This is a genomic window from Vibrio crassostreae 9ZC13, from assembly GCF_000272045.2.
In the GTDB taxonomy this organism is placed as follows: domain Bacteria; phylum Pseudomonadota; class Gammaproteobacteria; order Enterobacterales; family Vibrionaceae; genus Vibrio; species Vibrio crassostreae_C.
This window is the reverse complement of record NZ_AJYZ02000002.1, coordinates 175,586-200,619: the sequence shown is the minus strand read 5'-3', so window position 1 is coordinate 200,619 and position 25,034 is coordinate 175,586. Positions and strand designations below refer to the sequence as shown.

Genomic DNA, 25,034 nt, shown 5'->3' with positions numbered 1-25,034 from the left:
CAAACCTTTAAATACAGAAAGTTAGAAAGCTAATTTTTTAAAAGAAAATTAAAAAGTAAGTGCACTCTGCCATTCACGAATCCATGGCTTACGCTTAGCTGCAATTTCTTCGGGTGTAAAGCTTAGCGCTTTCTGAGGAACCGTAAGTTGCTCGAACCCTTTTGGAAGCTCAATATCGGTCACTGGGTACATCCAGTTACCTGTTGGCATCGCCGATTGGAATTCATCACTTAGGATAAACGCCATAAACTCATCAGCAAGTTTCTCGTTCTTACTGCCTTTAACTTTAGCGGCCACTTCCACTTGAGTGTAATGCCCTTCTTCGAAGCTTGCTGCTGCATACTTAGAATCGCTCTCTGCAATAATGTGGTAAGCAGGAGACGTTGTGTAAGACAACACTAAATCCGACTCGCCTTCTAGGAACATTGAGTAAGCTTCAGACCAACCTTTGGTTACAGTCACTGTTTTCTGAGCAAGCTTCTTCCATGCTGCTGTCGCTTCATCACCGTATACTGATTTCATCCAAAGCATCATGCCTTGGCCTGGTGTTGATGTACGTGGATCTTGGTAGATAACCTTAAGATCATCACGCTGCTCAACCAACTCTTTAAGACTCTTTGGTGGGTTTACCAACTTCTCTTTGTTGTAAACAAAAGCAAAGTAGCCAAAGTCATAGGGTACAAAAGTGCTGTCGTTCCAACCATTAGGAAGCGTTACTGATGAAGTATCAACATTATGCTCAGCCAATAAGCCCGTCGCTTTCGCTTCAGCCATCAGGTTGTTGTCGAGACCTAGCAAGATATCGGCTTTGCTGTTGCCGCCCTCAAGACGTAAACGGTTCAGAATAGACACACCATCTTCTAGAGCGACAAAATTCACATCACAACCACACTTCTCTTCGAATGCTTTTTCAACGGCAGGACGAGGGCCCCAATCCGCAGCAAAAGAGTCATAGGTGTATACAGTCAAAGTGTTGTCTGCAGCAAAGGCAGAAAAAGAAATAGCTGTAGTAACAGCAAGGGTAGTTAATGTGAATTTCACTGGACGCTCTCCATGGTCTGAGCGGCACAGGTTTGAGGGAGGAGAACGGTAGAGGTTGTTCCTAACTCAATTCCTACGCCAGCATTATCTGGTTCAGGTTTACGGGTCCCAAGCACCTGCTTGATCTCAGCTCGCATTCATTATTTGAATGGTTCGCTCCCCGATGAGTGTTCAGAATTGTAATTTGATTTTTAACAATAAGCTATCAAGTTTGGATCAATTACGTTGATCGTAACCCCAACGTGGCACTAAACCTTGTTCGATACCAAGGTGATCTAGAATACGCGCCACCATAAAGTCGACCAGTTCTTCAATTGACTTAGGTTGATGATAAAAACCCGGGGCTGCAGGCATGATCGTCACGCCCATGGTCGAAAGCTTATGCATGTTCTCTAGATGAAGCGTCGAAAATGGCGTCTCACGAACCACCAACAACAGCTGTCCTCGCTCTTTCATGACTACGTCTGCTGCTCGCTCAATCAGGTTATCCGACAATCCATGTGCAATCGAAGCCAAGCTTCCCGCGGAACATGGGCAAACGACCATCTGCTTCGGTGCAGCTGAACCAGAGGCAACCGGCGAGAACCAATCATCTTTGCCACACACCACCAGCTTTTCAGGGTCGCAGCCAAGATGTTTAACCAAAGCTTGTTTCGCCGCATCTGGCCCAGCAGGTAACTTAAGTTCATGCTCGGTCGCCAATACCACTCGCGCTGCCGATGAAATCAGCAAGTAGACCTGATAGTCGGCTGCCAAAAGGCATTCAAGTAAACGCAGGCCATAAGGCGCACCGGATGCGCCAGTGAAAGCAAGGGTTATCGCTTTATCGTGTTTTGTCATGTTCTCAATTACTTCAAATTATAAGGTCGTGGATGCCGTTAGCCTTTGAGTGCCAATCCATCCAACAGTTTTTGATGAATGCCACCAAAGCCACCATTACTCATTACCAAAATTTGGTCGCCAGCTTGTGCCTCTGAGACAATTTTAGCAACGAATGCATCCATGTCATCACTCACGTGTGCCGGTTGGTGACAAGCGTCTGCAACATCTTGAACTGACCAATCAATGTTATCCGGTTGGAATAAGTAGGTAGAATCCGCCTGCTTCAACGAATCAGCCAGTATTTCTTTGTGCACACCACGTTTCATGGTGGCAGAACGAGGCTCTAAAACGGCAATGATTTTCTTAGTGTCGACCTTATTACGTAATCCCCCGAGCGTAAGTTCAATCGCCGTTGGATGATGAGCAAAATCGTCATAAACAGACACACCTGCCACCTCGCCTTTAAACTCCAAACGGCGCTTAGTATTAATAAAGGTAGCTAGTGATTCACAAGCAAGGTCAGGTGTCACGCCCACATGACGTGCAGCTGCAATCGCCATCAAAGCATTATTTACGTTGTGGTCGCCCACTAAATCCCAATTTACGGTTCCAACACATTCATTTTGGAAGTAAACCTCAAATTGAGAGCCATCTTTGACCAGTTTCTTGGCATCCCAGTCGCCTTGCTCGCCACTCGATTCAGTTTCACTCCAGCAACCGCGAGCTAGAACATCTTCAATAGCGCTGTCTTGCTTAGGTGAGAAAATGCGACCATTGCTTGGCACAGTACGCACCAAATGATGAAATTGTCGCTTAATCGCTTCAAGATCGTCAAAGATGTCCGCATGATCGAACTCTAGGTTATTCATCACTAAGGTTCTTGGGTGGTAATGAACGAACTTAGATCGTTTATCGAAAAAAGCACTGTCGTATTCGTCGGCTTCTACCACGAAGAACATGCTTTCACCAAGGCGAGCAGAGATACCAAAGTTACCCAACACTCCGCCAACTAAGAAGCCCGGTGCATAGCCACAGTCTTCCAAGATCCAAGCCAACATGCTTGATGTCGTGGTCTTACCGTGCGTTCCCGATACCGCTAACACCCAACGGTTATGCAGTAAGAACTCTTGCAACCACTGAGGACCAGAGGTGTATCTAAGGTTGTTATCCAACACATACTCAACACACGGATTACCGCGGCTCATTGCGTTACCGATAACCACGAGATCTGGCCTTGGTTCTAATTGGCTAGGGTCGAACCCTTCAATAATTTCAATCCCTTGTGATTCCAACAAGGTGCTCATTGGTGGGTAAACATTCGCGTCACTACCCGTAACCTTGTGACCTAATTGACGAGCCAATACCGCAGCACCACCCATGAAGGTGCCACAAATTCCTAAGATATGAATATGCATAAATTGCTTCCAAACGCTTGGCTAAATAAACAGTGCCTAATTAAAACGGCTTGCACTCATTATCATTAAATGGCGATTAAAAGCGAGCGGCAATGCAAAACAAATTGAGTCGACATAGTAAGTGAGATCTGTGTCGCTTAGTTCATTACCATTAAAAAGATCTAACCTTTAGAATTTAGGTAAGCGTCTAGATGAATAAAGCCCACTCAAGAGGCCGAATCTACAGTGCTCAAATCCCCCCTAATATTGAGAGAAGTTTAAGGAAATAACATGTCTGAGATGCGCACCCTTGGTGAGTTCATTGTTGAGAAACAGAGTGACTTCCCCCATGCAAGCGGTGATCTATCATCCCTTTTGTCGTCTATTCGACTTGCTGCAAAAATTGTTAACCGTGAGATCAACAAGGCTGGCCTAGTCGACATCACTGGCGCTGTTGGTACAGACAACGTGCAAGGTGAAGAGCAGCAAAAGCTAGACCTTTACGCGAACGACAAATTTAAAGCGGCTCTAGAAGCCCGTGACCAAGTTTGTGGTGTTGCAAGTGAAGAAGAAGACGAAGCTGTCGCCTTCAATAAAGAGCTCAACAAAAACGCAAAATACGTTGTACTGATGGATCCACTAGATGGCTCATCAAACATCGATGTAAATGTATCGGTTGGTACAATTTTCTCTATCTACCGTCGAGTATCACCGATCGGTACACCACCAACACAAGAAGATTTCTTACAGCCAGGACACAAGCAAGTAGCCGCGGGTTACGTGATTTACGGTTCTTCAACCATGCTTGTATACACAACAGGTGCTGGCGTAAATGGCTTCACCTACGACCCATCACTGGGTACCTTCTGCCTATCTCATGAAAACATGATGATTCCAGACGAAGGTAAGATTTACTCAATCAACGAAGGTAATTACATCCGCTTCCCTACGGGTGTTAAGAAGTACATCAAGTACTGCCAAGAAAATGAGCCAAGCGACAACCGCCCTTACACATCACGTTACATCGGTTCTCTAGTATCAGATTTCCACCGTAACCTTTTGAAAGGCGGCATCTACTTGTACCCAAGCACGCAAAGTCACCCTCAAGGTAAACTGCGTCTGCTTTACGAGTGCAACCCTATTGCTTTCCTTATGGAGCAAGCTGGCGGTATTGCATCAGACGGTGCACAGCGTATCATGGATATCAAACCAACTGAGCTACACCAACGTGTGCCTTTCTTCGTTGGTTCAACAAAAATGGTCCGCAAAGTAGAAGAGTTTCTTGAGCTGAACCCTGAGTAACCCTCTCATTTCATTCTCAAACTAACGCTATTAAAAAGCCAGCACCTCAGTGCTGGCTTTTTGTTTGGTAACTCAGAAGATATAGCGACTAAGCGTTGTTCCGCTTACACCAGTTACCCGAAAGTATTTCTTTATTAGCTGTTAGATCAAGCTGATACAAATATACCCATGCTAATCCAAATATAGTCTCTATTTGCTCGCGACGATACTCAACAGGAACATCTTCTAGCCGATCGAGCGACTCTAAAATTTCGTCGTTAATGATATAGACCTCACCAGCGACACTTTTCTTTCCCAAAATCATCGCCGGATAGGCACCTAAATCAAAAAGTGCGTATTCCTTAGGTGTATCAAACTGCCCTAATAAATCGCAGCCCTTCAAATAGTGGTGATTGGACTGACCTTGCCTCAAGGTTCCATAGACAAAAACAAGATGCTGCATATGCCCTCCCATACGGCTCTACTCGAACTCAAATTGATAGAGAAGATCCACAGCACTGTCTAAACCAGACACAGCTTCAACATAGAGATCCTGCATCAATCGATAACGAACGGTAAACTCACCTAAAGAGTTGAAGATACCCACACCATACTTCACCTGTAAGCCTGGCAGGATGTAACCACTTACCGTCACCTGAGAGTCATCGCCAGAGCCTGCGGTATCCAGTTGCAAATCTTGCACACCAAAGGCTTCACCAATTTCGCCGACAACCTTACCACTCTTCGCTAAACTCAAACCGATTAAAGTCGTTGTCATCGAACCGCTCGACTCACCATCGATATCTTGGCCACGCAAAATATAAGACAGTGCGTTCGCTTGTGGCATCGCTGGGTCAGAATAAATCTCGATGGTAGGCTCTGTCGCCGGGCCTGTAACTCGAATACCTGCGGTCACGTCATCCTGAGTATTATCAGGATTACGAATCGCGTTGATGGCTACGTATGGCTGATCCGGTGGTCCATTCATTAGGATCTTACCCTCTTCGATCAAGAGGTCTTGCCCGAATGATTGATAAGTACCATCGACGATGTTCACTTCACCTGTAATAAATGGACCTTGGTCTTTTTGAGCCACGTTGAGCTTACCGACCAAATCACCTTCAAGACCGAAGGCAGACAGTTTAAAGTCATCACCAATGGAGATATTAATATTCGTCATCACATTGAATGGAATCGTATCTTCGTTTTCTGGCTCTAGATCTTTATTCAAAATAACCTGATCAGAAGAGACGCCAACCGCTGACGGTGGTAAATCTTCAACAACAATTCGTCCCCATGGTAATGCAATATCACCGGTGATTTTCGCCAGATCTGGTGTGACATCAATAGTCATATCAGGTACGACCTTCACCTTAACCATCGGTGGGATATCAACCATCAACTCATCAGCGAAAACTCTAACGTTCGAATGCCATGCTTTAAGATCTTGCCAATCTCCGGTTCCCTCAATATCAAGGTGACCATCAGGTGTTTCGACATTCGCATCCAGTTTTGCACTATAACCATCAAAGTCGAGGTCGATGCGGCCATCTTTCACATCAACAGGCGTAACATCGCCTTTGACTTGAATACCATCAACAGAGAATTGACCAAAGACTTGAGGGTGCATCAGAGAGCCTTTAACTTGAAGATCACTCTCAAGGTCGGCTTTCAATAAGCTGTATTCACCTAGAATTGGTTGTAAGAAATCAAGATGGAACGTGGTCAGCTTAATTGCCGCATCGACCATTTTGTCTTCGGCAAGAATATCCGGTAACGACACCGTGCCAGACAGGTCACCATTGTCGGAAACATCCAACTTAAAATCGGCATCCAGTTTGTTGTCTTTCAGTTGGGCATTCAATGCAACGCTTTCCCAACCCAGTGTGATTGGCTCACCCACTTGTTGAACAACCTGACCTTTCGGCATATCAACGCTTACCGTGACTTCAGGCTCATCTTGTTCAGACCACTTTGCATGAGCAGTCGCATTGACTAAGCCCTGTAATTGCGTCTCTTTAGGCACAAAGGCTTTAATCTGCTCGAAATCGAATTGATTGATGGCTACCTTGGCCTCACCCGATTTTCCGACACGAACGTCTTCATCCAAACACACGCTCGAACCCGATTGTTTCCAACAGTGCGCTTGAACATCGGCAAACTGTTTATCAACATCCGCATTTATCGCGACAGGTTGATCTAACACCCAAGGACCTTGCTGAGTGGTGATTTTGACTCTGTCTAACGATCCATACCAAATAAGAGAAGGCTTTTGAATCAACTCTCCGGAAATAGCTAAGCTTGTAGACACGATGTCGGATATCACATCAAGTGTCACTGTGTGTTTCTTCTCACCACCACTCACCGTGAGATCAATGCTTTTTACGCTCTGATCTTGATAGGTTAGGTTGTTAGCTTTTAATTCAAGATCAGCTTGAGCTTCAAGCAATGGCAGAGGAACCACAGAACCATTAAGCGACAAGGATTCTAGTGTTGCTTCGTTATTCCAATCTACCTTATCCACATTTAGAGCGAGATCGACTTCAGGCTTTTTCGTTGGACCACTGAGCTGGATGTTACCAATCACTTTACCTTTCAAATCAGGGACGCTTTTTACAAGCTCAGGGAAGTGAATCTCAACACCCATGTCCCATTTCTTATCAAGCTCACCCTGAGCCTTAATCGAGTTAACACCGTGAGCTAAGCTCAAACCACTGGTTTTCAGTTTTGGTTCACCGCTCGCGCTGCGATCCGACGCTGACAACTGACCTTCGATATCCAGAGGGTATTCTCGCAAGATCCCTTCAATATCCAATTTAGGCAGTTCAATCGCCCAGCCGCCCGCTTCCGTCAACTCACCTGAGGTGACGATGTTTCCACTAATGTTGCTCTCAGCTTCTGGCCACTGCAGACCCGGTTGAATATCTTTGAGTGTCACGTCAGCTTGCCAGTTAACGAGACTCTTCCAGTTCGCTTTAACGACACCGTTAAGCTCACCGCCTAGCGTGTTGAGCTTTAGACGCTCGAGAACAATTTGTTCCGTCGTGCCTTTACCCTGTAGATCGATGGCTAATTCAGGGATTTCCTTACCATCGGCTTCACCTTTAAGAAGAACATTAAAACCATCTAGTGAGCCATCAGCTTTAAATTGCTCAATTGTCGCTTGGTAATCGCTTTTTCCGGTAAGGGGCCACTGTGCTTGTCCGTCCTCTAAAAGAAGGTCAAATGGCAGAGTCGGTTCTAAGGGTTGAATATCCCCAGACAACTTTGCCTCAATCAGCTCAGAAAATTGGGAGTCTAGGTTTAGCTTAGCCACGCTGCCTTGTGCTTTCAGAGACAACTTCTGCCCAACAAGGTCGGTTTCTTTCACCAACGCATCCAAAGAAAGTTCTAGCGGGTAACCGCCCTTGAGCTCAACCTTCGTGGTTAGATTGGCGCTTGCTTGTGGCATATCGAGTTCGAGAGTTGAAACATCAACCGTGTGTTTGCCCGCGCGAGCTTCTAGCCCAAGGTGGTTAACAACGATTGGTGTTTCTTGTTCTAAGGTGAAACGGTTGAGGTCAAAACGCTCCAACACAACCTGCAGAGGAATCCAGACTTCCGGCAATTCGATAGCCGTTTTAACGGCAGCTTTTGGCTCAACCTTTTCTGCTTGCGGTTCTTCTGTCGACTCCGCGAGTTTAACCTTAAGATCATTGAATAAGGTTGGCGATACAGTTAGCTTTTCGCCCTGCATACTCAAAGCCGTAGAGAACAAGCTCCATTCAATTTCATGCCCTAAGATATTCAACTTGATATCAGACAAAGCGATACGGTTGATTACGATTGGCAACGGTGTTTTTACCGATGTTACGGGCGGAGTAGGTTCTGTTTCTTCTGTAGAGGCCGGAGGCAGTTCAGTAAATGCGAAGTCCAATCCTTGAATCGCTAAACGATCGACACACAACTTAGGGTCGAGCAGACAGCGAGGATTGATCGCCAAGTTCAGCTTTTGAACTTTGGTGTCTATATGCAGGCTGTCATCTTTAAACTGAACATTATTAAGCGTAAAGCTCGGGAACAGAGCCCCTTTAGTGCTTTCCACTTTAAGCTGTGGCAACGCTTTTTCAGCGCCCCACAACACAGTGTTCAACCCTGGATTGGTGAACAAAACAAAACCTAGCAAGGCTATCAACAACAGCAAAATAGACGTCAATGAGATCGACGTCCACTTGATGTACTTGCCCATCACTTTGATCATAATTCTGGCCCTAAACTAAAGTGTAACTGGAACTCATCACCTTTTTCTGCATCTAGACCCCAAGCAAAATCTAAACTCACTGGACCAACAGGTGACGCCCAACGAACACCGACGCCGGTGCCGTGTTTCCATTCGGGTTTGTCATTAAATGCATCACCAATGTCGTAGAATGCTGCGCCCCACCAGTTTCCAACCAAGCGGTATTGGTATTCAAACGAGCTGGTTGCAATGAATTTGGCACCCGTTAGTGCGCCACTTTCATCTCGAGGAGAGATCGACTCATAACCATAACCACGAATGCTATTGTCACCACCAGCAAAGAATCTTAGGGAGGGAGATAGCTTATCAAACTCGTCGGCAAAGTTGCCGCCAAATTGAAGTCGAGTTAAGCCTCGGTGATTGTCGCCAATGCTTCGAATCCAAGCGGTTTGACCTTGAAAACGAACAACCTTAGTTTCAGATAACAAGGTATCATCACCCGCTTCAACCATAATGGTTTGTTTATCGCCCCACATCGGCATCGAACCGCCTCGCGTTCGAGTGCGTGAGAAAGAGATACCCGGCAGCACAAATTGCGCTAAATCATCCTGCAAACCTTGCTCATAGTTTTCGACCAAGTATCGAATGAAGACCGTGCGTTGCCAACCGTTATCCAGTCGCCAATATCTTTCTAGCGCTAAGTTTGACTCCAAACTCTTGGTATCACGATTATCCAAGTTTTTCATACCGTACTTAACTTGATAGTAGTCGTTCAGCACGTCATCCAGAGGGATTTTATAGGTAGCGGTAATCGTCTGTTCAGGTTTAGAAATCGACAGGCTGCTATTGAAGCTATGGCCTTGTTCATTAACCCAAGGTTTTTTCCACTTCAGAGTGCCTTTTACGCCAAGGTCGGTGGATACACCGATACCCGTTTCGATTTGGTTACGAGCTTGCGGAGCAAGGCTAACCTTCATCGGGATCTCTCGGCCTTCGCCTAACTGGCTTAAATCTGGTTCAACAAATACCGAGGAGAACCAATCCGTATTGGACAGGTTTTGGTTGTACTCACCGACTTTGGTGATTGAGTAAGGTTCGCCATCCTCAAATGGTTTAAGTGACTGCACCTTATCTTCTTCTATCTGGCTACCAGTAACCTGAGTAGTACCAAAGTGATAGCGGATACCACTGTTATAATGAAGACGAACATAAGCGCGGTTCAATTCAGGAGCGACTTCTAGCTTACTAAGATCATAAGCACCATCGAAGTAGCCTTTCGCTAAGCCAAGGTTGCGGATCGACGATTTCAAAGAGTCATAATTACCATGATTCAGAGTCGAACCTTTAGACAAGCTACTCTTCGCTATCAAGGCTAAAAAGTCTGGGTCATCCTTGGCTTCACCAGTTAGAACGATATCTGAAGTATAAATAACAACAGGCTCTCCCGGCTCAACCGTAACGGTCATTTCGGTATCATCTTCGGAGTGAGTAAATGTGATTTTAGGGTGGTAGTAGCCTAACGCATTCAGGGCTTCTTTAATCATAGATTCCAAGCGGGATTGGAATCTTAGTGAAACCGAATACTCTTCTTCAGGGATCGCACTCAGATAAGCATCAACATTATCCTCAAGCGCTCCATCTAGCCCTTTGATTTCAAGGGAAACGTCAGCGAAAGCGAGCGTCGATGACAATAGAGTGCCAATCAGAACTGGTAAAGTTTTTCTTATCATGTTTAATTGGTGAAGAAGTTATCAATACGTTAATAAGTGAAAAGAAATAATACCGCTAAATAGGCATTGAGTCTGTAATAAATCCTGGAATAACACGGTCTAATTTAAAGACTTATTCAATATTGACCAACAGTTAATATGAACCCACGTTAAATAAAAGCCAGCGCGGTAAACGTATGCGAAAAGGAATATAACATGCTAAACAAACAACAACTGGTTTCTGCAGCAACCGCACTACCGGGAAATGCTGACCCAATTCGAATCACTGAGCGCCATTTCGTCAATCAAACCGACCTGCTCGATGCACCCACGGGCTCTCAACAAGAAGTCCTGTTTGGTATGGGGTGCTTCTGGGGAGCTGAGCGTTTGTTTTGGCAATTGGATGGCGTTATTTCAACATCCGTTGGTTACGCTGGCGGATACACAGTTAATCCCACTTATGAACAAGTATGTACTGGGCAAACCGGCCATACCGAGGTCGTTCGTGTCATATTTGATAGTGAACAAACCTCTCTAGCTCGAATACTTGAAACCTTTTGGGAGCGTCATGACCCAACTCAAGGGATGCGCCAAGGCAACGATTTAGGGACTCAGTACCGTTCTGCGATTTACACCTTCAGTGAAGAACAACAATCTATCGCTGAGCACTCTAAATGTGAATATCAACGAGCAATGACTGAATCTTTAGGCAACGAGATCACGACGGAAGTTCTGCCTGCTGGAAAATATTTTTTCGCAGAAACCTACCACCAGCAATACCTAGCTAAAAATCCGAATGGGTATTGCGGGTTGGGTGGAACAGGTGTGTGCTTCCCTCCACAATAAAGTGCCGTTCGACATACCATCGTGAACGACACGCATTAAAAAAGGGCTTCCATCAGGAAGCCCTTTTCATTGTTAATCTATTCGGTGCAAGACAAATCGATAAAGCTCAGTTACACCGGCAACGCTGCAATGGTGCCGTTAACTTCTTTAAAAATAGTGAGCTTTTGTTTGTCTGAAACTTCAGGAAGTAGCACCTTGCCTTGGTCGAAGCGAAACTCTCCAACACCTTCAATAGCAAATTGGCCTTTGAACAGGACTTTAACGAAACGCGCCACCTGACGTGGACGGTAAGTAGAAAATTTTCTTAACATAATACAACCTCAATTCCATTTGAGTACTACAGTCACATACCTGAACAGCGTCGCTGTTCAAAGCACATTTAATCGCTAATTCCTTTAGCAAACAGCAAGATAATCTATTGTTCATCTTGATATTGATGCATTATACCTTTTGGTAACAAGCCTGCAACTTCTTTCTACGTCGTACGATAAAAAAGTTAAAGAGGCATTTTTCAAATTTCATATTATACTTCCTGTGCAAACCAATAAGCGGAACAAAAATATAATGAAAAACAAAACTCTACTGGCTTTTCTAGCCGCAGCCTCTCCACTCTTCGCCAATGCTCACAACCTATCAGTAGGCGCTACCCTGCCTGCCGTCGATGTGAGTAACTATGGTGAGATTGTTCTAAACGACGGAAATACTGGATATCAAGCTTGGGCAACCAATGATCTTCTAGGTAAAGTTCGCGTCGTTCAAGCTATCGCTGGCCGCAGCAGCTCTAAAGAGCTCAACGCACCACTGATGGCAGCCATTACCGCATCGAAATTCTCAGAAGACAGCTACCAAACCACCACTATCATCAACCAAGATGATGCGATTTGGGGTACTGGGTCTTTTGTTAAGTCCTCTGCCGAAAGCAGCAAAGAAGAATTTCCATGGTCTTCTATGGTCCTAGATGAAGACGGCGCCGTTGCGTCAACATGGGCTCTAAAAGAAGAAAGCTCAGCGATTATCGTTCAAGACAAGCAAGGTAAAATCTTGTTTGTAAAAGAAGGTGCATTAAACGAATCAGAAGTCACTCAAGTCATTGAGTTGATTAAAGCGAGCCTTTAATAAGATATTCGCGTCTTTTTCGAGACCTAACCAAAGGATATTGTTATATTATAACAGTATCCTTTTTTTTAATTCTGTGGTTAATCATCCTGATGTGGCAAAACACACCCAACAATGTGAAACGCAAAACAGGCTTCTTGCTTGGGCTTATGCTCATGTTAAGCGTGTTAGCCGCAACACACATTGTGGATATCGCACCAGAGCACCACACTTCACACCATTGTGAGCTGTTTTCGCTTAATCAGTTCATCACAGCGCACTCACTACCACAGATTCCAGAGTTCCATTCGGAATTTACTGTCGCTATTACAGAGTCAGTAACTTCACTACAGCGGCTATATTTCGCTTATTTGGCACGCTCACCTCCTGTAAATATCGCTTAATTACCACTACTTTTTAATTAACCTTTATTCAGGAAAAAACATGAAACCTACTTTTTTAGCCGTTGTTATCGGCATGACTGTCTCTACAAATGCTCTAGCTAACGAAGAATTCCGCTCTCATGATGCACACGTACATGGCCAAGTTGAAGTAAACATCGCGCAAGATGGGCAAGAATTGCTTGTTGAAGTAACAGCTCCAGGCGCAGATGTGGTTGGGTTTGAACATGCTCCAAAAACTGCAGAACAGAAGAAAGTGTTTGAACAGGCTATCGCACAATTAAACAAGCCAGAAGAGCTGTTTAGTTTTAACAATGCGAGTTGTACTCTGAAGTTCAAGTCAGTAGCAAACACCTTAGAAGGCGGTCATGACGACCACAAAGACCATGACCACGCTGAACACGATCATGATGACCACAAAGACCATGACCACGCTGAGCACGATCATGATGACCACGAAGGTCACGACCACCACGATCATGAAGGCCACGATCACTCAGAAGGTGGCCACGGTGAGTTCACTGTTGAGTACCACTATGAATGTTCAGATGTTGCTAAGCTAGACACAGTTAGCACTCAGTGGTTCTCTAAGTTCAGCAACACTGAAAAAATGACGGTGAACCTACTAACAGACACAGCTCAAGTACAAGAAGTGCTTAACGCAGAGCGTATTAGTTTCCGATTCTAATCACTCCTAGATCGGATTAAACGTAAAATAAACAGCCAGGTAAGTCATCGCTTACTTGGCTGTTCAAATCGGTGTGTTCCTGAGAATTTATGTTTCAAATTACTGTCCAGTAGATACACCGCTTTAATTATTGGAGCTAGCATGTCTTCTGACAGTTCATCACTTGTGGTCAAACTCGAAAATATCAGCTTTCGTTGGAAGCCTGAATTACCACCAACGCTAGAGATCCCCTCTCTTCACATCCAAGCCCAAGAGCACCTTTTTATTAAAGGGCCAAGTGGTTGTGGAAAATCAACTTTGTTAGGGCTACTGACCGGAATCAACCAAGCTGAGCAAGGAGAAGTCTCTATCCTTGATCAAGACCTCACTCAGCTTACACCTCGTCAAAGAGATAAATTCAGAGCCGATCATATTGGTTATATTTTCCAACAATTTAACCTGCTTCCTTATCTATCAGTTATCGATAACGTGACGCTTCCTTGCCAGTTTTCACAGATTCGTAAACAGCAAGTCGCTGAAAGCCAGAAAAGCTTACAAGAGACGGCTCGAGAGTTGTTACTCCGATTAAAGCTACCTCAAGCTTTAATGGACAAGCCCGTTACCGAGTTAAGCATCGGTCAACAACAACGTGTTGCTGCCGCTCGTGCTTTGATCGGCCAACCCAAAATCATTATTGCCGACGAGCCAACCTCGGCTTTGGATCATGACAACCGAGAAGCTTTTATCGAACTGTTGTTAGAACAAGCCAACCAGGCAGGTTCTACTCTTATCTTTGTTAGCCATGATCCAACACTAGAAAAGTTGTTCACTCGAACCATAGATTTAAAAACCGTTAACCAAGCTAAGGTTGTCGTATGAAAGTAATTACTCACTTAGCCTTAAAAAGCGTACTCAACCGTAAAGCCACAGCCATTCTAACTATTCTCACTGTGGCTGTATCCGTCATTCTATTACTCGGTGTGGAACGTGTAAGAACCGAAGCTAAGAGCAGCTTCGCCAATACGATTTCAGGTACTGACCTTATCGTCGGTGGCCGCTCTGGTCAGGTAAACCTGCTGCTTTATTCCGTATTTAGAATCGGTAATGCGACCAACAACATCGACTGGAAAAGCTATGAAGAATTTAGCCAGCACAACGCTGTAAAGTGGGCGATCCCAATCTCATTGGGTGATTCACATAAAGGCTTCCGCGTAATGGGCACGAACCATAGCTACTTCGAGAATTATCGCTATGGAAGTAAGCAACCACTTACTTTTCAGCAAGGCAAAGAGTTTAATCAGCTATTTGACGTAGTGATTGGTGCCGACGTCGCGAAGAAGCTAGATTACAAAATAGGTGATCAAATCATTCTTGCGCACGGTATCAGTGATGTTGCGTTTAGCCGTCACGATAATCTGCCCTTCAAGATTGTGGGAATACTCGCGCCAACAGGAACACCAGTAGACAAAACCGTACACGTATCGCTAGAGGCAATCGAAGCAATTCATGTTGGCTGGGAATCAGGTGCCAACCTCGGGCACACACCGAATGCTGAAGCGCTAAAGCAACGTGACTTCCAACCGAAGCAGATTACCGCGATGATGGTTGGCCTTAAATCGAAGATCCAAACCTTCGCACTGCAACGAGAAATCAATAACTACCGCCAAGAACCTTTAAGCGCCATTATGCCGGGCATTGCGCTTCACGAATTGTGGGGAATGATGGCTGTAGCAGAACAAGCATTACTGATTGTTTCAGGGTTTGTTGTTGTCGCCGGATTATTGGGTATGCTCAGTAGCCTACTCACTAGCTTGCAAGAAAGGCGTCGAGAGATGGCTATCCTACGTGCGATGGGCGCAAGACCTCGTCATGTGTTTGGTTTACTGATCAGTGAAGCCAGTGCACTAACCTTCCTTGGCATTACATTAGGTGTTGCAGTGCTGTTTGCGCTGATCGCAGTGGTTGCTCCTATTGTGCAACAAAGTTATGGTATCAACATATCGATATCCGCAATCACACCGCATGAGTGGAAACTGCTTATGCTGGTACAAGTTGCCGGAATCATTATCGGCTTTATTCCCGCTTTCAGGGCTTACCGCCAGTCATTGTCTGATGGCATGACGATTCGAATCTAAAATAGGAACCTACGATGCAACGCAAATTCCTACTGATACTTGGGCTACTTCTGTTCCCATTTATCAGTACAGCTCACGCTGAAACCACTCAGAATGACGAATCGGTATTAACACTTGAATGGATTGATTTGATTCCAGAATCAGAACGTGCTCAGCTAGATTCATTTGGTATGCCGATGGTTGACCACAATAGTATGGACAAACCTCAACAATCGACACTTGGTGCTGTTCGCCCAGAGCTGAATGGCAGCACAGTGAAGATTCCTGGCTTTGTGATTCCATTGGAAGGTGATGAGAATATGATCACTGAGTTTCTGCTGGTACCGTACTTTGGCGCATGTATCCACGTGCCACCGCCGCCACCGAACCAAATCATCTACGTGAAGTTCCCGAAAGGTGCACCAATACAGCAGTTATGGGATGTGATCTATTTGGTCGGAACGCTGAAAACTGAGTCAATCAGCCATGACTTAGCGCAAACCGGTTATCTTATTGAAGGTACTGCGATTGAAGAGTATGACGACATGTAGTCATTAGAAGGTTGGCTCAAGGATGAGCTGCCGTCACTGAACGAGTGTGATCATTCAATAACAGTTTAATAACGATAATTTTCTTCTGAATTACGCGATGTAATTAGATAAGTAAGCTAGAACAGCGACATAAGTCGCGAGTAATAACCCTATACTAAGCTGTTTCTTCAGCTTGTTATCATTGGCTTGATTCATAACTCCTCCTTGAGAATTACAACAAATTTAACATTTTATTATCATTAACAAAAGTAAAATTTTGTTGAAACCTTCAACTCTGCACGCAAAATCTAGCCACCAATAAGATAAAGAGTTACATTTTAGACAGTTATACCAATCACAATAAGTAAGTGTTCAGAAATAGCGTAGAAAAAAGGCTTGAGAACCAGGCGGAGCTTTTTGATAAGTGGTTATTCTACAATCAAAAGTTCTAACGCCGTTATCGAGCGTTTTAACAAGCTAGAGCGAGCAATTATTTACTACGATTGGTCTTGAGTCGTCTCCTAACGGTACTCTTATGTCAGAAACCAAACAGCCAGTGATCATTGAGCATGCTAGCGATACACAGCAAAAGCATGAGAAAAAGCCTCATATTGCCGACAGTGCCAGCAGAATGCTGCACATCGCACAAAGCTTCGGCCTCGATTTCTTAATTAGTCATAGTGCCAAGCCAAAGGATAAAGCTGAGAGTACGCTTATCGAACGGGCACTATTGCGAGAGAAAAAACGTAGAGAGCTTCGCCAAAAGAACCTAGAACAGATTCTAAAGTTGGCGCACTCTTCATGTAAGGATGAAGCGGCTGGAGACCCGGATCAGGACTGGCTATACCGTTTCTTCGACATGGCACAAGAGATCCACAATACATCGATGCAGAGGCTATGGGCTCAAGTACTGAAACGAGAAGTCACCAACCCAGGCTCGACGTCGATGAAGGCACTGCAAATCTTAAAAGACATGACGCCAAAGGAAGCACTGACCTTACAAAGAGCAGCTTCATTAGGCTGCAGTTTTGGTAGCGATAACAGCAGAAAGCTCTTACTCGGCTTTAAATCTCATGCTGGGCTATTCAACTTTGGCAAAAGGGACACCACCAACACCATCAACCTTGGTGGGCACAACCTGCCCTACTCCAGCTTGCTCCACTTGATAGAGCTCGGGATTATTCTGGGCACAGAATTAGAATCCGGAGAGATTGATTTCGATCCAGCCCTGCACCTAACCTATCAAGGTAAGAGCATGTCACTGGCACCATTATCAAAAGGCGTGAAGCTGGTTTACTACCGATTCAGCCCTACAGGCAATGAGCTTTGTACCTTGCTCGGTAACAAGCCAAACACGCAGTATTACGATCAACTGATTGCACTATTGAGCCAGAAATTCACAGTACAGACAGAAGTGAAAAGCAGCGTAAATTACACCGTCTAGACACTCGACGGAGCTAAAATAGACGGTGTAAGAAGTGAAGTATTAAGAGGAATAAAGAGAATCTAGGGGATAGGTTTCTTGTCTCGGTAAACTAAGGCTGCACTACTTATCAGTCATGAATAAGTCGATAAGTAAGTGAACAGCCTTAGTCGTACCAACGATCTCAATTGGCTAAAATATTTCGCTTCTCCAACGCATCAATACACCGTTCGACCAATTCATCGAGTGTCTTCTCACCTGCAGGTAGATCAATCTCAGGGCTCAGAGGCGCTTCGTACACTGAACTAATACCTGTGAAGTTCGGGATTTCTCCGGCACGTGCTTTCTTATACAGACCTTTAGGATCACGCTGTTCGCAAACCTCTAATGGCGTATTGACGAACACCTCAAGAAACTCACCTTCCGGCAATAAATCTCTCACGAGTTGCCTTTCAGCTTGATGCGGAGAAATAAAGGCTGACAACACGATCAAGCCTGCATCTGCCATCAATTTAGCAAGCTCACCAATACGACGGATGTTCTCTCGACGATCTTGCTCAGAGAAGCCAAGGTCACTACATAATCCATGACGCACATTGTCGCCATCCAATAAATAAGTATGGTAACCAAGCTGTGCCAAGCGATTTTCTAATGCTCCAGCGACTGTCGATTTACCAGAACCAGACAACCCCGTGAACCAGAGCACGGCTGGCTTTTGTGATTTCAGATCCGCGCGAAATGTTTTATCAATCGAGTGTTGATGCCACACAACATTCTCATCTTTGGATTTGAGTACTGCGGTCATAATTAGTCCTTTAAATAAACAGCATTAAAATGGGAAAAAATAAGGAATTAGGGTCAGCACCAAGCCCGAATATACAATCGAGATTGGAATGCCGATACGCAGATAATCCGTTAAATGGTAATTACCTACGCTATAAACAAGTAAGTTGGTTTGGTAGCCGTATGGAGAGATAAAACTGGCACTGGCACCAAACAGTACCGCCATGATGAACGGCATAGGGTCAACGCCATAACCTACTGCCATACTGTAGCCAATCGGAAATGAGAGTGCTGCAGCCGCATTATTGGTCACCAGCTCTGTCAAAACCAAAGTCATAAAGTAGGTAGCAACTAACGCACCGAATACGCCCCAGCCATTAAACGCCTCCATAAACATCAGCCCCATCCGCTCAGATAAACCCGATGAAATCATCAGTTGAGCAATAGAAAGTGCAGAGCCCACGATCACCACAATATCGACTGGGAAACGGCGGCGGAGCTCACCCAGTTGCACCACGCCAAATGCCACCAGCAACAGTAGAAAACCAGCTAAGCCTTTGATAATAGGTACTGCATCGATAAGGGCTAAACCAATCACGCTAGCAAAGCCGAGCAACACGAACGTCGATTTGTCGGCATCAAGCTTGGCACTCGAATCTAAGTCATTCATCAACACAAACTCTTTGTTGTGTTGTTGGCGCTGTTCTTCAAAGCGTTTACCTGGAACCAAAATCAAGGTATCACCAGCGGTCAATGTGATATTCCCTAGCCCACCTTCTAGGCGTTCATGGCCACGACGAATAGCAACCACAACCGCATCGAAACGATCTCTAAATTGGCTGGTTTTCAGGGTTTTGTTACAGAAGCTTGCCGACGAACTCACCACCACTTCAACAAAGCTCTGGCCATTCAAATGATGCTGACCAAACAGGGTTAAACCTTGGATTTCTTGCAGTGTTGCAACACTCTCTACATCACCACAAAACAGCAATCGGTCGCGAGCTTGAAGAATAAAATCAGGGTCAATAGATGCGGTGGTCTTACCGTCTCGAATCACTTCCGCTAAGAACAGTTTTCTCAATGCTCTGAGGTTGTTTTCACTTACGCTGCGACCAACTAACGGTGAGCCCGGCTCCACTCTGGCTTCTAAAAAGTAAGGCAGATCATCTTGAGAACCATCATCGTAGCTGGGTAAAAAATAGCTAAGAGGAATAAGGATCAACACGCCGCCGATCAAAACCGCTAAACCGATCAAGGTGGGTGTGAAAAAGTTTAAGCTCGGCAATCCGGCATCTTCAACAAAGCTATTGATGATCAAGTTGGTTGATGTGCCGATCAATGTCAGGGTGCCACCTAAGATGGCAGCGTATGACAAAGGGATAAGTAACTTAGACGGCGCGTGCTGTTGATTACGTTTGATCGCCCCGATCAAAGAAACAACCACCGCAGTGTTATTAGTAAAAGAAGAAAGTAACGCTGTAGAAATACCCAACTTCGCAACCACGGTACCTAGCCTACCTTCAGAGATATTGCGGCTAACCCAGCTAATTAAGCGAGTTTTCTCCAACGCACTTGATGCGAGGATCAGAAGAATTAAAGTCAGTAACGAGGAGTTAGTGAAGTTATTAGCCAAGCTCGACAAGTCGATCATGCCAGCCATAAAAGCAATAAACGCCGCGCCAGCAAAGATAAAGCTTGGCTTAATACGGGTAACGAGCAGGCAAGTAATGATGCCGAGCAAAATCGCTAATACAAATCCTTGTTGCCACATATACCCGTCCTTTATGGCGGAAACGATCGGTTTCCGCCTGATTCAATAAGCTGTTACTTGGTCGTTTATGACTTCAGTAGTTGGCTTAGATCTTTGGCATCCCAATGAGGGAAATGTTTGCGAACCAATGCGTTGAACTCAAGTTCAAATGCAGAGAAGTTACCGACTTGCTGTTCAACAGAGTCCAAACGGTCTCGAATCAAACCCGCGCCAACCGTCACGTTGGTTAGTCGGTCGATAACGATGAAGCCACCGGTATCGGCACTTTCACGGTATTTATCCAGCGCGACAGTCTCGTTCAGTGACCATTCACACAAGCCAATGCCATTCAATGGCAACTCATCGACAGCGTGAGTCGATAGGTTGTTGATGTCGTATTGGTGACGAACCGTTTCAACCTGACCAACGGTTTTCTTGCCTGCGATCTTGATGTCGTAAGCTTTGCCCGGTTGCAATGGTTGCTCTGTCATCCACACGATGTCAGCCAATACGTGGTTAGTGGATTCAATCTGCGCGTTTTCTAGCACAATCAAATCACCACGACTGATATCAATCTCATCTTCAAGAGTCAGTGTTACTGCCAAGCCCGCTTGCGCAGACTCCAAATCACCATCAAAAGTTACAATGCGTGCAACCTTAGAGGTTTTACCCGACGGCAGCGCCTTGATTTCATCACCGACACTGACACGGCCAGAGGCAACGGTGCCAGCAAAACCGCGGAAGTCTAAGTTAGGACGATTGACGTACTGAACTGGGAATCGGAATTCACCTGCCGAACGCTTTTGGTCAATGTCGACGTTCTCTAACACTTCTAGCAGAGATGGGCCTTCGAACCATGCAAGCTCTTTACTTGGTGCAGCAACGTTGATGCCTTCAAGCGCCGATACTGGCAAGATCTGAATATTGGTTTCACCTTCTAGGTTTTCTGCAAACTCTAGATACTGATCGCGAATCTCTTCAAAACGATCTTGTGAATACTCCACAAGATCCATCTTGTTTACAGCAACGATGAAATGCTTCAAACCAAGCAGGTTAGAGATAAACGAGTGACGACGTGTTTGATCCAGAACGCCCTTACGAGCATCAATCAAGATCACCGCCAGATCACACGTTGAAGCGCCTGTTGCCATGTTGCGCGTATACTGCTCATGCCCAGGAGTATCAGCAATAATGAACTTACGTTTTTGAGTCGAGAAGTAGCGGTAAGCCACATCGATCGTGATCCCTTGCTCACGCTCAGCCTGCAGACCATCAACAAGCAGTGCCAAATCAGGTTTCTCACCTGTCGTTCCCACTCGTTGGCTATCCGAGTGAACCGCCGCTAGCTGATCTTCATAAATCTGTTTTGTATCATGGAGTAAGCGACCGATTAGCGTACTTTTACCGTCATCTACCGAGCCACAAGTTAAAAATCTAAGCATAGATTTATGCTGATGCTGACTTAGATAACCTTCAATCCCTAGTTCAGCCAATTCGGCTTCTACTGCACTATTCATTTTTCTTTCCTTAGATTCTTAGAAATAACCTTGGCGCTTTTTCAGCTCCATAGAGCCCGACTGATCATGGTCAATCGCTCGACCTTGACGCTCACTAGACGTCGCCACCAGCATCTCTTCAATAATGCCCGTTAGCGTATTCGCCTCAGATTCAACCGCTCCGGTTAATGGGTAACAGCCTAAAGTACGAAAACGAACGCTTTTCTCTTCAATCACTTCACCTTCTTGCAGCTCCATACGGTCATCATCAACCATGATCAGCATGCCATCACGCTCAACTACAGGGCGTTTGTCTGAAAGGTAAAGTGGAACAATATCGATGCTCTCTAGATAGATGTATTGCCAGATATCGAGCTCAGTCCAATTAGATAGCGGGAAGACACGAATGCTTTCGCCCTTATTAACCTGACCGTTGTAGGTGTGCCAAAGCTCTGGACGCTGGTTTTTTGGATCCCACGTATGGTTCTTATCACGGAAAGAATAAACACGTTCTTTCGCACGAGATTTTTCTTCATCACGACGCGCACCACCAAAAGCCGCATCGAACCCATACTTGTTTAACGCCTGCTTAAGGCCCTGTGTTTTCATGATGTCAGTGTGCTTCGAAGAACCATGTACAAATGGGCTACAACCCATCTCAATACCTTCTGGGTTCTTATGTACTAAAAGGTCGAAGCCGTACTTTTTAGCCGTACGATCACGAAACTCAATCATCTCGCGGAATTTCCAATCCGTATCTACATGCAATAGCGGGAATGGAATCTTGCCTGGATAAAACGCTTTGCGAGCTAAATGAAGCATCACAGAAGAATCTTTTCCGATGGAGTACATCATCACTGGGTTATCAAACTCAGCCGCTACTTCACGGATAATATGAATACTTTCCGCTTCGAGCTGTTTTAGGTGGGTTAAACGTTCTTGGTCCATTTCAGTGCTTCCTTTAAGGCTCGCGTTACGAGCAATTCATTACTTGGTCTTGCCAAGCATGGGATTTAACTCATCCACTTGAGTGAATGGGAGTATTGGCACTAGAAGAAAACAGAAGCTTCGTGTTGAGCTATCCTTGCTATTCGTCTGCCTGATACGTCCTTGATATAGGCATTATGACGAGCCTCTCATATTACTGGAAATTCTAAAATTTCATTTTTTATTCGAAAAGCTGATAAGGGATTGAATTTATCGATAAGCAGGTGAAATGAATGGACTAATATTATCGATATCAGTTGCACATCGATTAATCAGGTTTGGGAGGCGTCTTGCAGAACACCATAAAGTAATCGATCTAAGTCACGAATTAACATTCGTTGTAATCATTGTTTCATTCCATTTTGTTACATTACGCAACGAATTTTCTACTATCCACTTTGGAGCTACAAAATGAAAGTTGCAATGAAACCTTTGTCATTGGCTGTACTTGCGGGTCTTGGTTTGACTTTAGCAGGCTGCACAACAACACCAGATACCGATGAAGTGATTAAATTACGTGTCGTAGAAACGACGGATATCCATACCAACCTAATGGATTACGACTACTACAAAGACAAGCCATCGAAAAAAATTGGCTTAGCACGTACTGCAACTCTAGTAAAAGAAGCTCAAAGCGAAGTAACCAACAGCGTATTAGTTGATAACGGTGACTTGCTGCAAGGTAGCCCAATGGGTGACTACATGGCAGACAAAGGCATCGAAGTAGGCGAAGTTCACCCTGCATACAAAGCTATGAACCAACTAAGCTACGACGCTGCAAACCTAGGTAACCACGAATTCAACTACGGTCTTGAGTTCCTAGAAGAATCGATCAACGACGCTGATTTCCCGTACATCAGTGCTAACGTTTACGACGCAGAAACCAAAGAACACTACTTCACGCCTTATATCATCAAGACGCACACGTTCGAAGATACTGCTGGTGTAGAGCACGAAGTAAAAGTGGGTTACATCGGTTTTGTTCCACCACAAATCATGACGTGGGATAAGAAGAACCTTGAAGGCAAAGTGATCGCTCGCGATATCATTGAGACGGCTAACGAGTTAGTGCCTCAAATGAAAGCGGAAGGCGCTGAAGTTATCGTTGCTATCCCTCACTCAGGCGTATCAACTGACCCATACAAAAATGGCGAAGAAAACTCAACGTTCTACCTATCTGAAGTAGACGGCATTGATGCAATCGCATTCGGCCACTCTCACGCTGTGTTCCCAGGCAAAGGTTTTGATGACATCCAAGGCATCGACAACGAAACGGGCACAATGAACGGCGTTGCGGCGGTAATGCCTGGTCGTTGGGGTAGCCACGTTGGTGTTATGGATCTAACACTTGCACAAAAAGACGGTAAGTGGGAAGTCGTTAAAGGCCAATCAGAAGCACGCCCTATCTACGACAAAATCGAGAAGAAATCGCTTGCTGCAGCTGATGAAGGCATCGTAACAGCACTAGAAAAAGACCACGCTGGTACTCGTGAGTTTGTTAACCAACCAATTGGTAAAGCAGACGACGTGATGTACAGCTTCCTGTCTCTAGTACAAGACGATCCAACAGTGCAGATTGTTAACCTTGCACAGAAAGATTACGTTGAACAGTTCATCCAAGGTGACCCAGACCTAGACGGTACACCAGTACTTTCTGCTGCTGCGCCATTCAAAGCCGGTGGCCGTAAGAATGACCCAGCGAACTTCACTGAGGTTGAATCTGGCCAACTGACATTCCGTAACGCGGCTGACTTATACCTTTACCCGAACACGCTAGTTGCAATGAAGGTAACAGGTCACGAAGTAAAAGAGTGGCTTGAGTGTTCTGCTGGCCAATTCAACCAAATCGATGTGAACTCAACAGCACCACAACAGCTGATTGAGTGGGATAACTTCCGTACTTACAACTTCGATGTTATCGACGGTGTGGATTACCAAATCGACGTAACTCAGCCTGCGAAATACGATGCAAACTGTAAAGTGGTTAACCCTGATTCTCAGCGTATTGTTGGCCTAACTTACCAAGGTAAGCCAATCGACATGAAGCAAGACTTCCTGATCGCAACCAACAACTACCGAGCTTACAGCGCTAAATTCCCAGGCACAGGTGAAGACTTCATCGCATTTGATGCACCAGATGAGAACCGTACTGTACTGGCGAACTACATCTCTCGCGTAAGCAAAGAGCAAGGCCAAGTGAGCCCAACAGCTGACAACAACTGGTCATTCGCACCAATCAAAACGGATAAAAAGCTAGATATCCGCTTTGAAACGTCGCCAAGTGAGAAAGCGGCACAGTTCATTAAAGAGAAGGGTCAATACCCAATGAAACGTGTTGCCACTGACGATGTTGGTTTCGGCGTTTACCAAATTGATCTAACTAAATAGATTACTCTAGTAATCAATAGTTAACCTTCTAAAAGGCTGAGTTTAACGACTCAGCCTTTTTCTTTTCTTATCTAAATTCTTAGTGTAA

21 protein-coding genes and 1 riboswitch are annotated in these 25,034 nt (G+C 45.0%); of the genes, 10 read left to right on the top strand and 11 right to left on the bottom strand.

Going from position 1 to position 25,034, the window contains the following annotated elements:
- Positions 1-48: 48 nt before the first annotated feature.
- The 3 genes from thiB to mpl form a co-directional block, all read right to left on the bottom strand.
- On the bottom strand, positions 49-1,041 hold the full coding sequence (gene thiB, locus A136_RS00995; protein ID WP_017063730.1) for a thiamine ABC transporter substrate binding subunit: 993 nt from the start codon (positions 1,039-1,041) through the stop codon (positions 49-51).
- Between the two features lie 53 nt (positions 1,042-1,094).
- Positions 1,095-1,214: riboswitch (TPP riboswitch) on the bottom strand.
- Positions 1,215-1,257: 43 nt separating this feature from the next.
- Positions 1,258-1,881, bottom strand: a complete 624-nt coding sequence (locus A136_RS00990; protein ID WP_017058905.1) for a flavin prenyltransferase UbiX — start codon at positions 1,879-1,881, stop codon at positions 1,258-1,260.
- Between the two features lie 38 nt (positions 1,882-1,919).
- Complete coding sequence (gene mpl, locus A136_RS00985) at positions 1,920-3,278, bottom strand: UDP-N-acetylmuramate:L-alanyl-gamma-D-glutamyl-meso-diaminopimelate ligase (RefSeq protein ID WP_017063729.1); 1,359 nt, start codon at positions 3,276-3,278, stop codon at positions 1,920-1,922.
- 270 nt (positions 3,279-3,548) lie between these two features.
- Between mpl and fbp the strand changes: the two genes are divergently transcribed.
- Positions 3,549-4,559, top strand: coding sequence for a class 1 fructose-bisphosphatase (fbp, locus tag A136_RS00980; protein ID WP_017063728.1), 1,011 nt, complete (start codon positions 3,549-3,551; stop codon positions 4,557-4,559).
- Positions 4,560-4,647: 88 nt separating this feature from the next.
- Here fbp and A136_RS00975 read toward each other — a convergent pair whose 3' ends face one another.
- The 3 genes from A136_RS00975 to tamA are packed head-to-tail and all read right to left on the bottom strand — an operon-like array spanning position 4,648 to position 10,487.
- Complete coding sequence (locus tag A136_RS00975) at positions 4,648-5,001, bottom strand: gamma-glutamylcyclotransferase family protein (protein WP_017063727.1); 354 nt, start codon at positions 4,999-5,001, stop codon at positions 4,648-4,650.
- Positions 5,002-5,019: 18 nt separating this feature from the next.
- Positions 5,020-8,778 carry an autotransporter assembly complex protein TamB gene (tamB, locus tag A136_RS00970; protein WP_017063726.1) on the bottom strand — a complete coding sequence of 1,253 codons (3,759 nt, stop codon included), beginning with the start codon at positions 8,776-8,778 and terminating at the stop codon, positions 5,020-5,022.
- Positions 8,775-10,487, bottom strand: a complete 1,713-nt coding sequence (tamA, locus tag A136_RS00965) for an autotransporter assembly complex protein TamA (RefSeq protein WP_017063725.1) — start codon at positions 10,485-10,487, stop codon at positions 8,775-8,777. Before tamA ends, tamB begins: the two co-directional genes overlap by 4 nt.
- Before the next feature lie 195 nt (positions 10,488-10,682).
- Between tamA and msrA the strand changes: the two genes are divergently transcribed.
- The gene (gene msrA / locus A136_RS00960; RefSeq protein WP_017063724.1) at positions 10,683-11,312 is read left to right on the top strand and encodes a peptide-methionine (S)-S-oxide reductase MsrA; all 630 of its coding nucleotides are present in this window, start codon (positions 10,683-10,685) and stop codon (positions 11,310-11,312) included.
- A gap of 110 nt (positions 11,313-11,422) precedes the next feature.
- Here msrA and A136_RS00955 read toward each other — a convergent pair whose 3' ends face one another.
- Positions 11,423-11,623: a DUF1107 family protein gene (locus tag A136_RS00955; RefSeq protein ID WP_017058898.1), complete on the bottom strand. Its 201-nt coding sequence runs from the start codon at positions 11,621-11,623 to the stop codon at positions 11,423-11,425.
- A gap of 253 nt (positions 11,624-11,876) precedes the next feature.
- On the opposite strand from A136_RS00955, the gene A136_RS00950 reads away from it, so the two are divergent.
- The 7 genes from A136_RS00950 (at position 11,877) to A136_RS00920 (ending at position 17,563) form a co-directional block, all read left to right on the top strand.
- On the top strand, positions 11,877-12,428 hold the full coding sequence (locus tag A136_RS00950; RefSeq protein ID WP_017063723.1) for a YtfJ family protein: 552 nt from the start codon (positions 11,877-11,879) through the stop codon (positions 12,426-12,428).
- 92 nt (positions 12,429-12,520) lie between these two features.
- Positions 12,521-12,811, top strand: a complete 291-nt coding sequence (locus A136_RS00945; RefSeq protein ID WP_017063722.1) for a DUF2607 family protein — start codon at positions 12,521-12,523, stop codon at positions 12,809-12,811.
- Between the two features lie 40 nt (positions 12,812-12,851).
- A complete protein-coding gene (gene zrgA, locus A136_RS00940; RefSeq protein WP_017063721.1) occupies positions 12,852-13,496 on the top strand; it encodes a zinc uptake protein ZrgA in 645 nt (214 codons plus the stop codon).
- A 141-nt stretch (positions 13,497-13,637) separates the two neighbouring features.
- Positions 13,638-14,354: an ABC transporter ATP-binding protein gene (locus A136_RS00935; protein ID WP_017058894.1), complete on the top strand. Its 717-nt coding sequence runs from the start codon at positions 13,638-13,640 to the stop codon at positions 14,352-14,354.
- Positions 14,351-15,610: an ABC transporter permease gene (locus A136_RS00930; protein WP_017058893.1), complete on the top strand. Its 1,260-nt coding sequence runs from the start codon at positions 14,351-14,353 to the stop codon at positions 15,608-15,610. Before A136_RS00935 ends, A136_RS00930 begins: the two co-directional genes overlap by 4 nt.
- Positions 15,611-15,624: 14 nt before the next feature.
- Entirely contained in the window at positions 15,625-16,140 is a 516-nt protein-coding gene (locus A136_RS00925) for a DUF3299 domain-containing protein (protein WP_017058892.1), read from the top strand.
- A gap of 514 nt (positions 16,141-16,654) precedes the next feature.
- Positions 16,655-17,563: a TIGR03899 family protein gene (locus A136_RS00920; RefSeq protein WP_017058890.1), complete on the top strand. Its 909-nt coding sequence runs from the start codon at positions 16,655-16,657 to the stop codon at positions 17,561-17,563.
- Between the two features lie 163 nt (positions 17,564-17,726).
- On the opposite strand, the gene cysC is transcribed toward A136_RS00920, so the two are convergent.
- The 4 genes from cysC to cysD all read right to left on the bottom strand — a co-directional run bounded on the left by cysC (position 17,727) and on the right by cysD (position 22,555).
- Complete coding sequence (gene cysC, locus A136_RS00915) at positions 17,727-18,347, bottom strand: adenylyl-sulfate kinase (RefSeq protein WP_017063720.1); 621 nt, start codon at positions 18,345-18,347, stop codon at positions 17,727-17,729.
- Positions 18,348-18,371: 24 nt separating this feature from the next.
- Positions 18,372-20,096 carry an SLC13 family permease gene (locus tag A136_RS00910; RefSeq protein WP_017058888.1) on the bottom strand — a complete coding sequence of 575 codons (1,725 nt, stop codon included), beginning with the start codon at positions 20,094-20,096 and terminating at the stop codon, positions 18,372-18,374.
- A 65-nt stretch (positions 20,097-20,161) separates the two neighbouring features.
- Positions 20,162-21,592, bottom strand: a complete 1,431-nt coding sequence (gene cysN, locus A136_RS00905) for a sulfate adenylyltransferase subunit CysN (RefSeq protein ID WP_017063719.1) — start codon at positions 21,590-21,592, stop codon at positions 20,162-20,164.
- A gap of 18 nt (positions 21,593-21,610) precedes the next feature.
- Complete coding sequence (gene cysD / locus A136_RS00900; RefSeq protein WP_226088532.1) at positions 21,611-22,555, bottom strand: sulfate adenylyltransferase subunit CysD; 945 nt, start codon at positions 22,553-22,555, stop codon at positions 21,611-21,613.
- Positions 22,556-22,969: 414 nt separating this feature from the next.
- On the opposite strand from cysD, the gene A136_RS00895 reads away from it, so the two are divergent.
- On the top strand, positions 22,970-24,946 hold the full coding sequence (locus A136_RS00895; protein WP_017063718.1) for a bifunctional 2',3'-cyclic-nucleotide 2'-phosphodiesterase/3'-nucleotidase: 1,977 nt from the start codon (positions 22,970-22,972) through the stop codon (positions 24,944-24,946).
- The last annotated feature ends 88 nt before the right edge of the window (positions 24,947-25,034 follow it).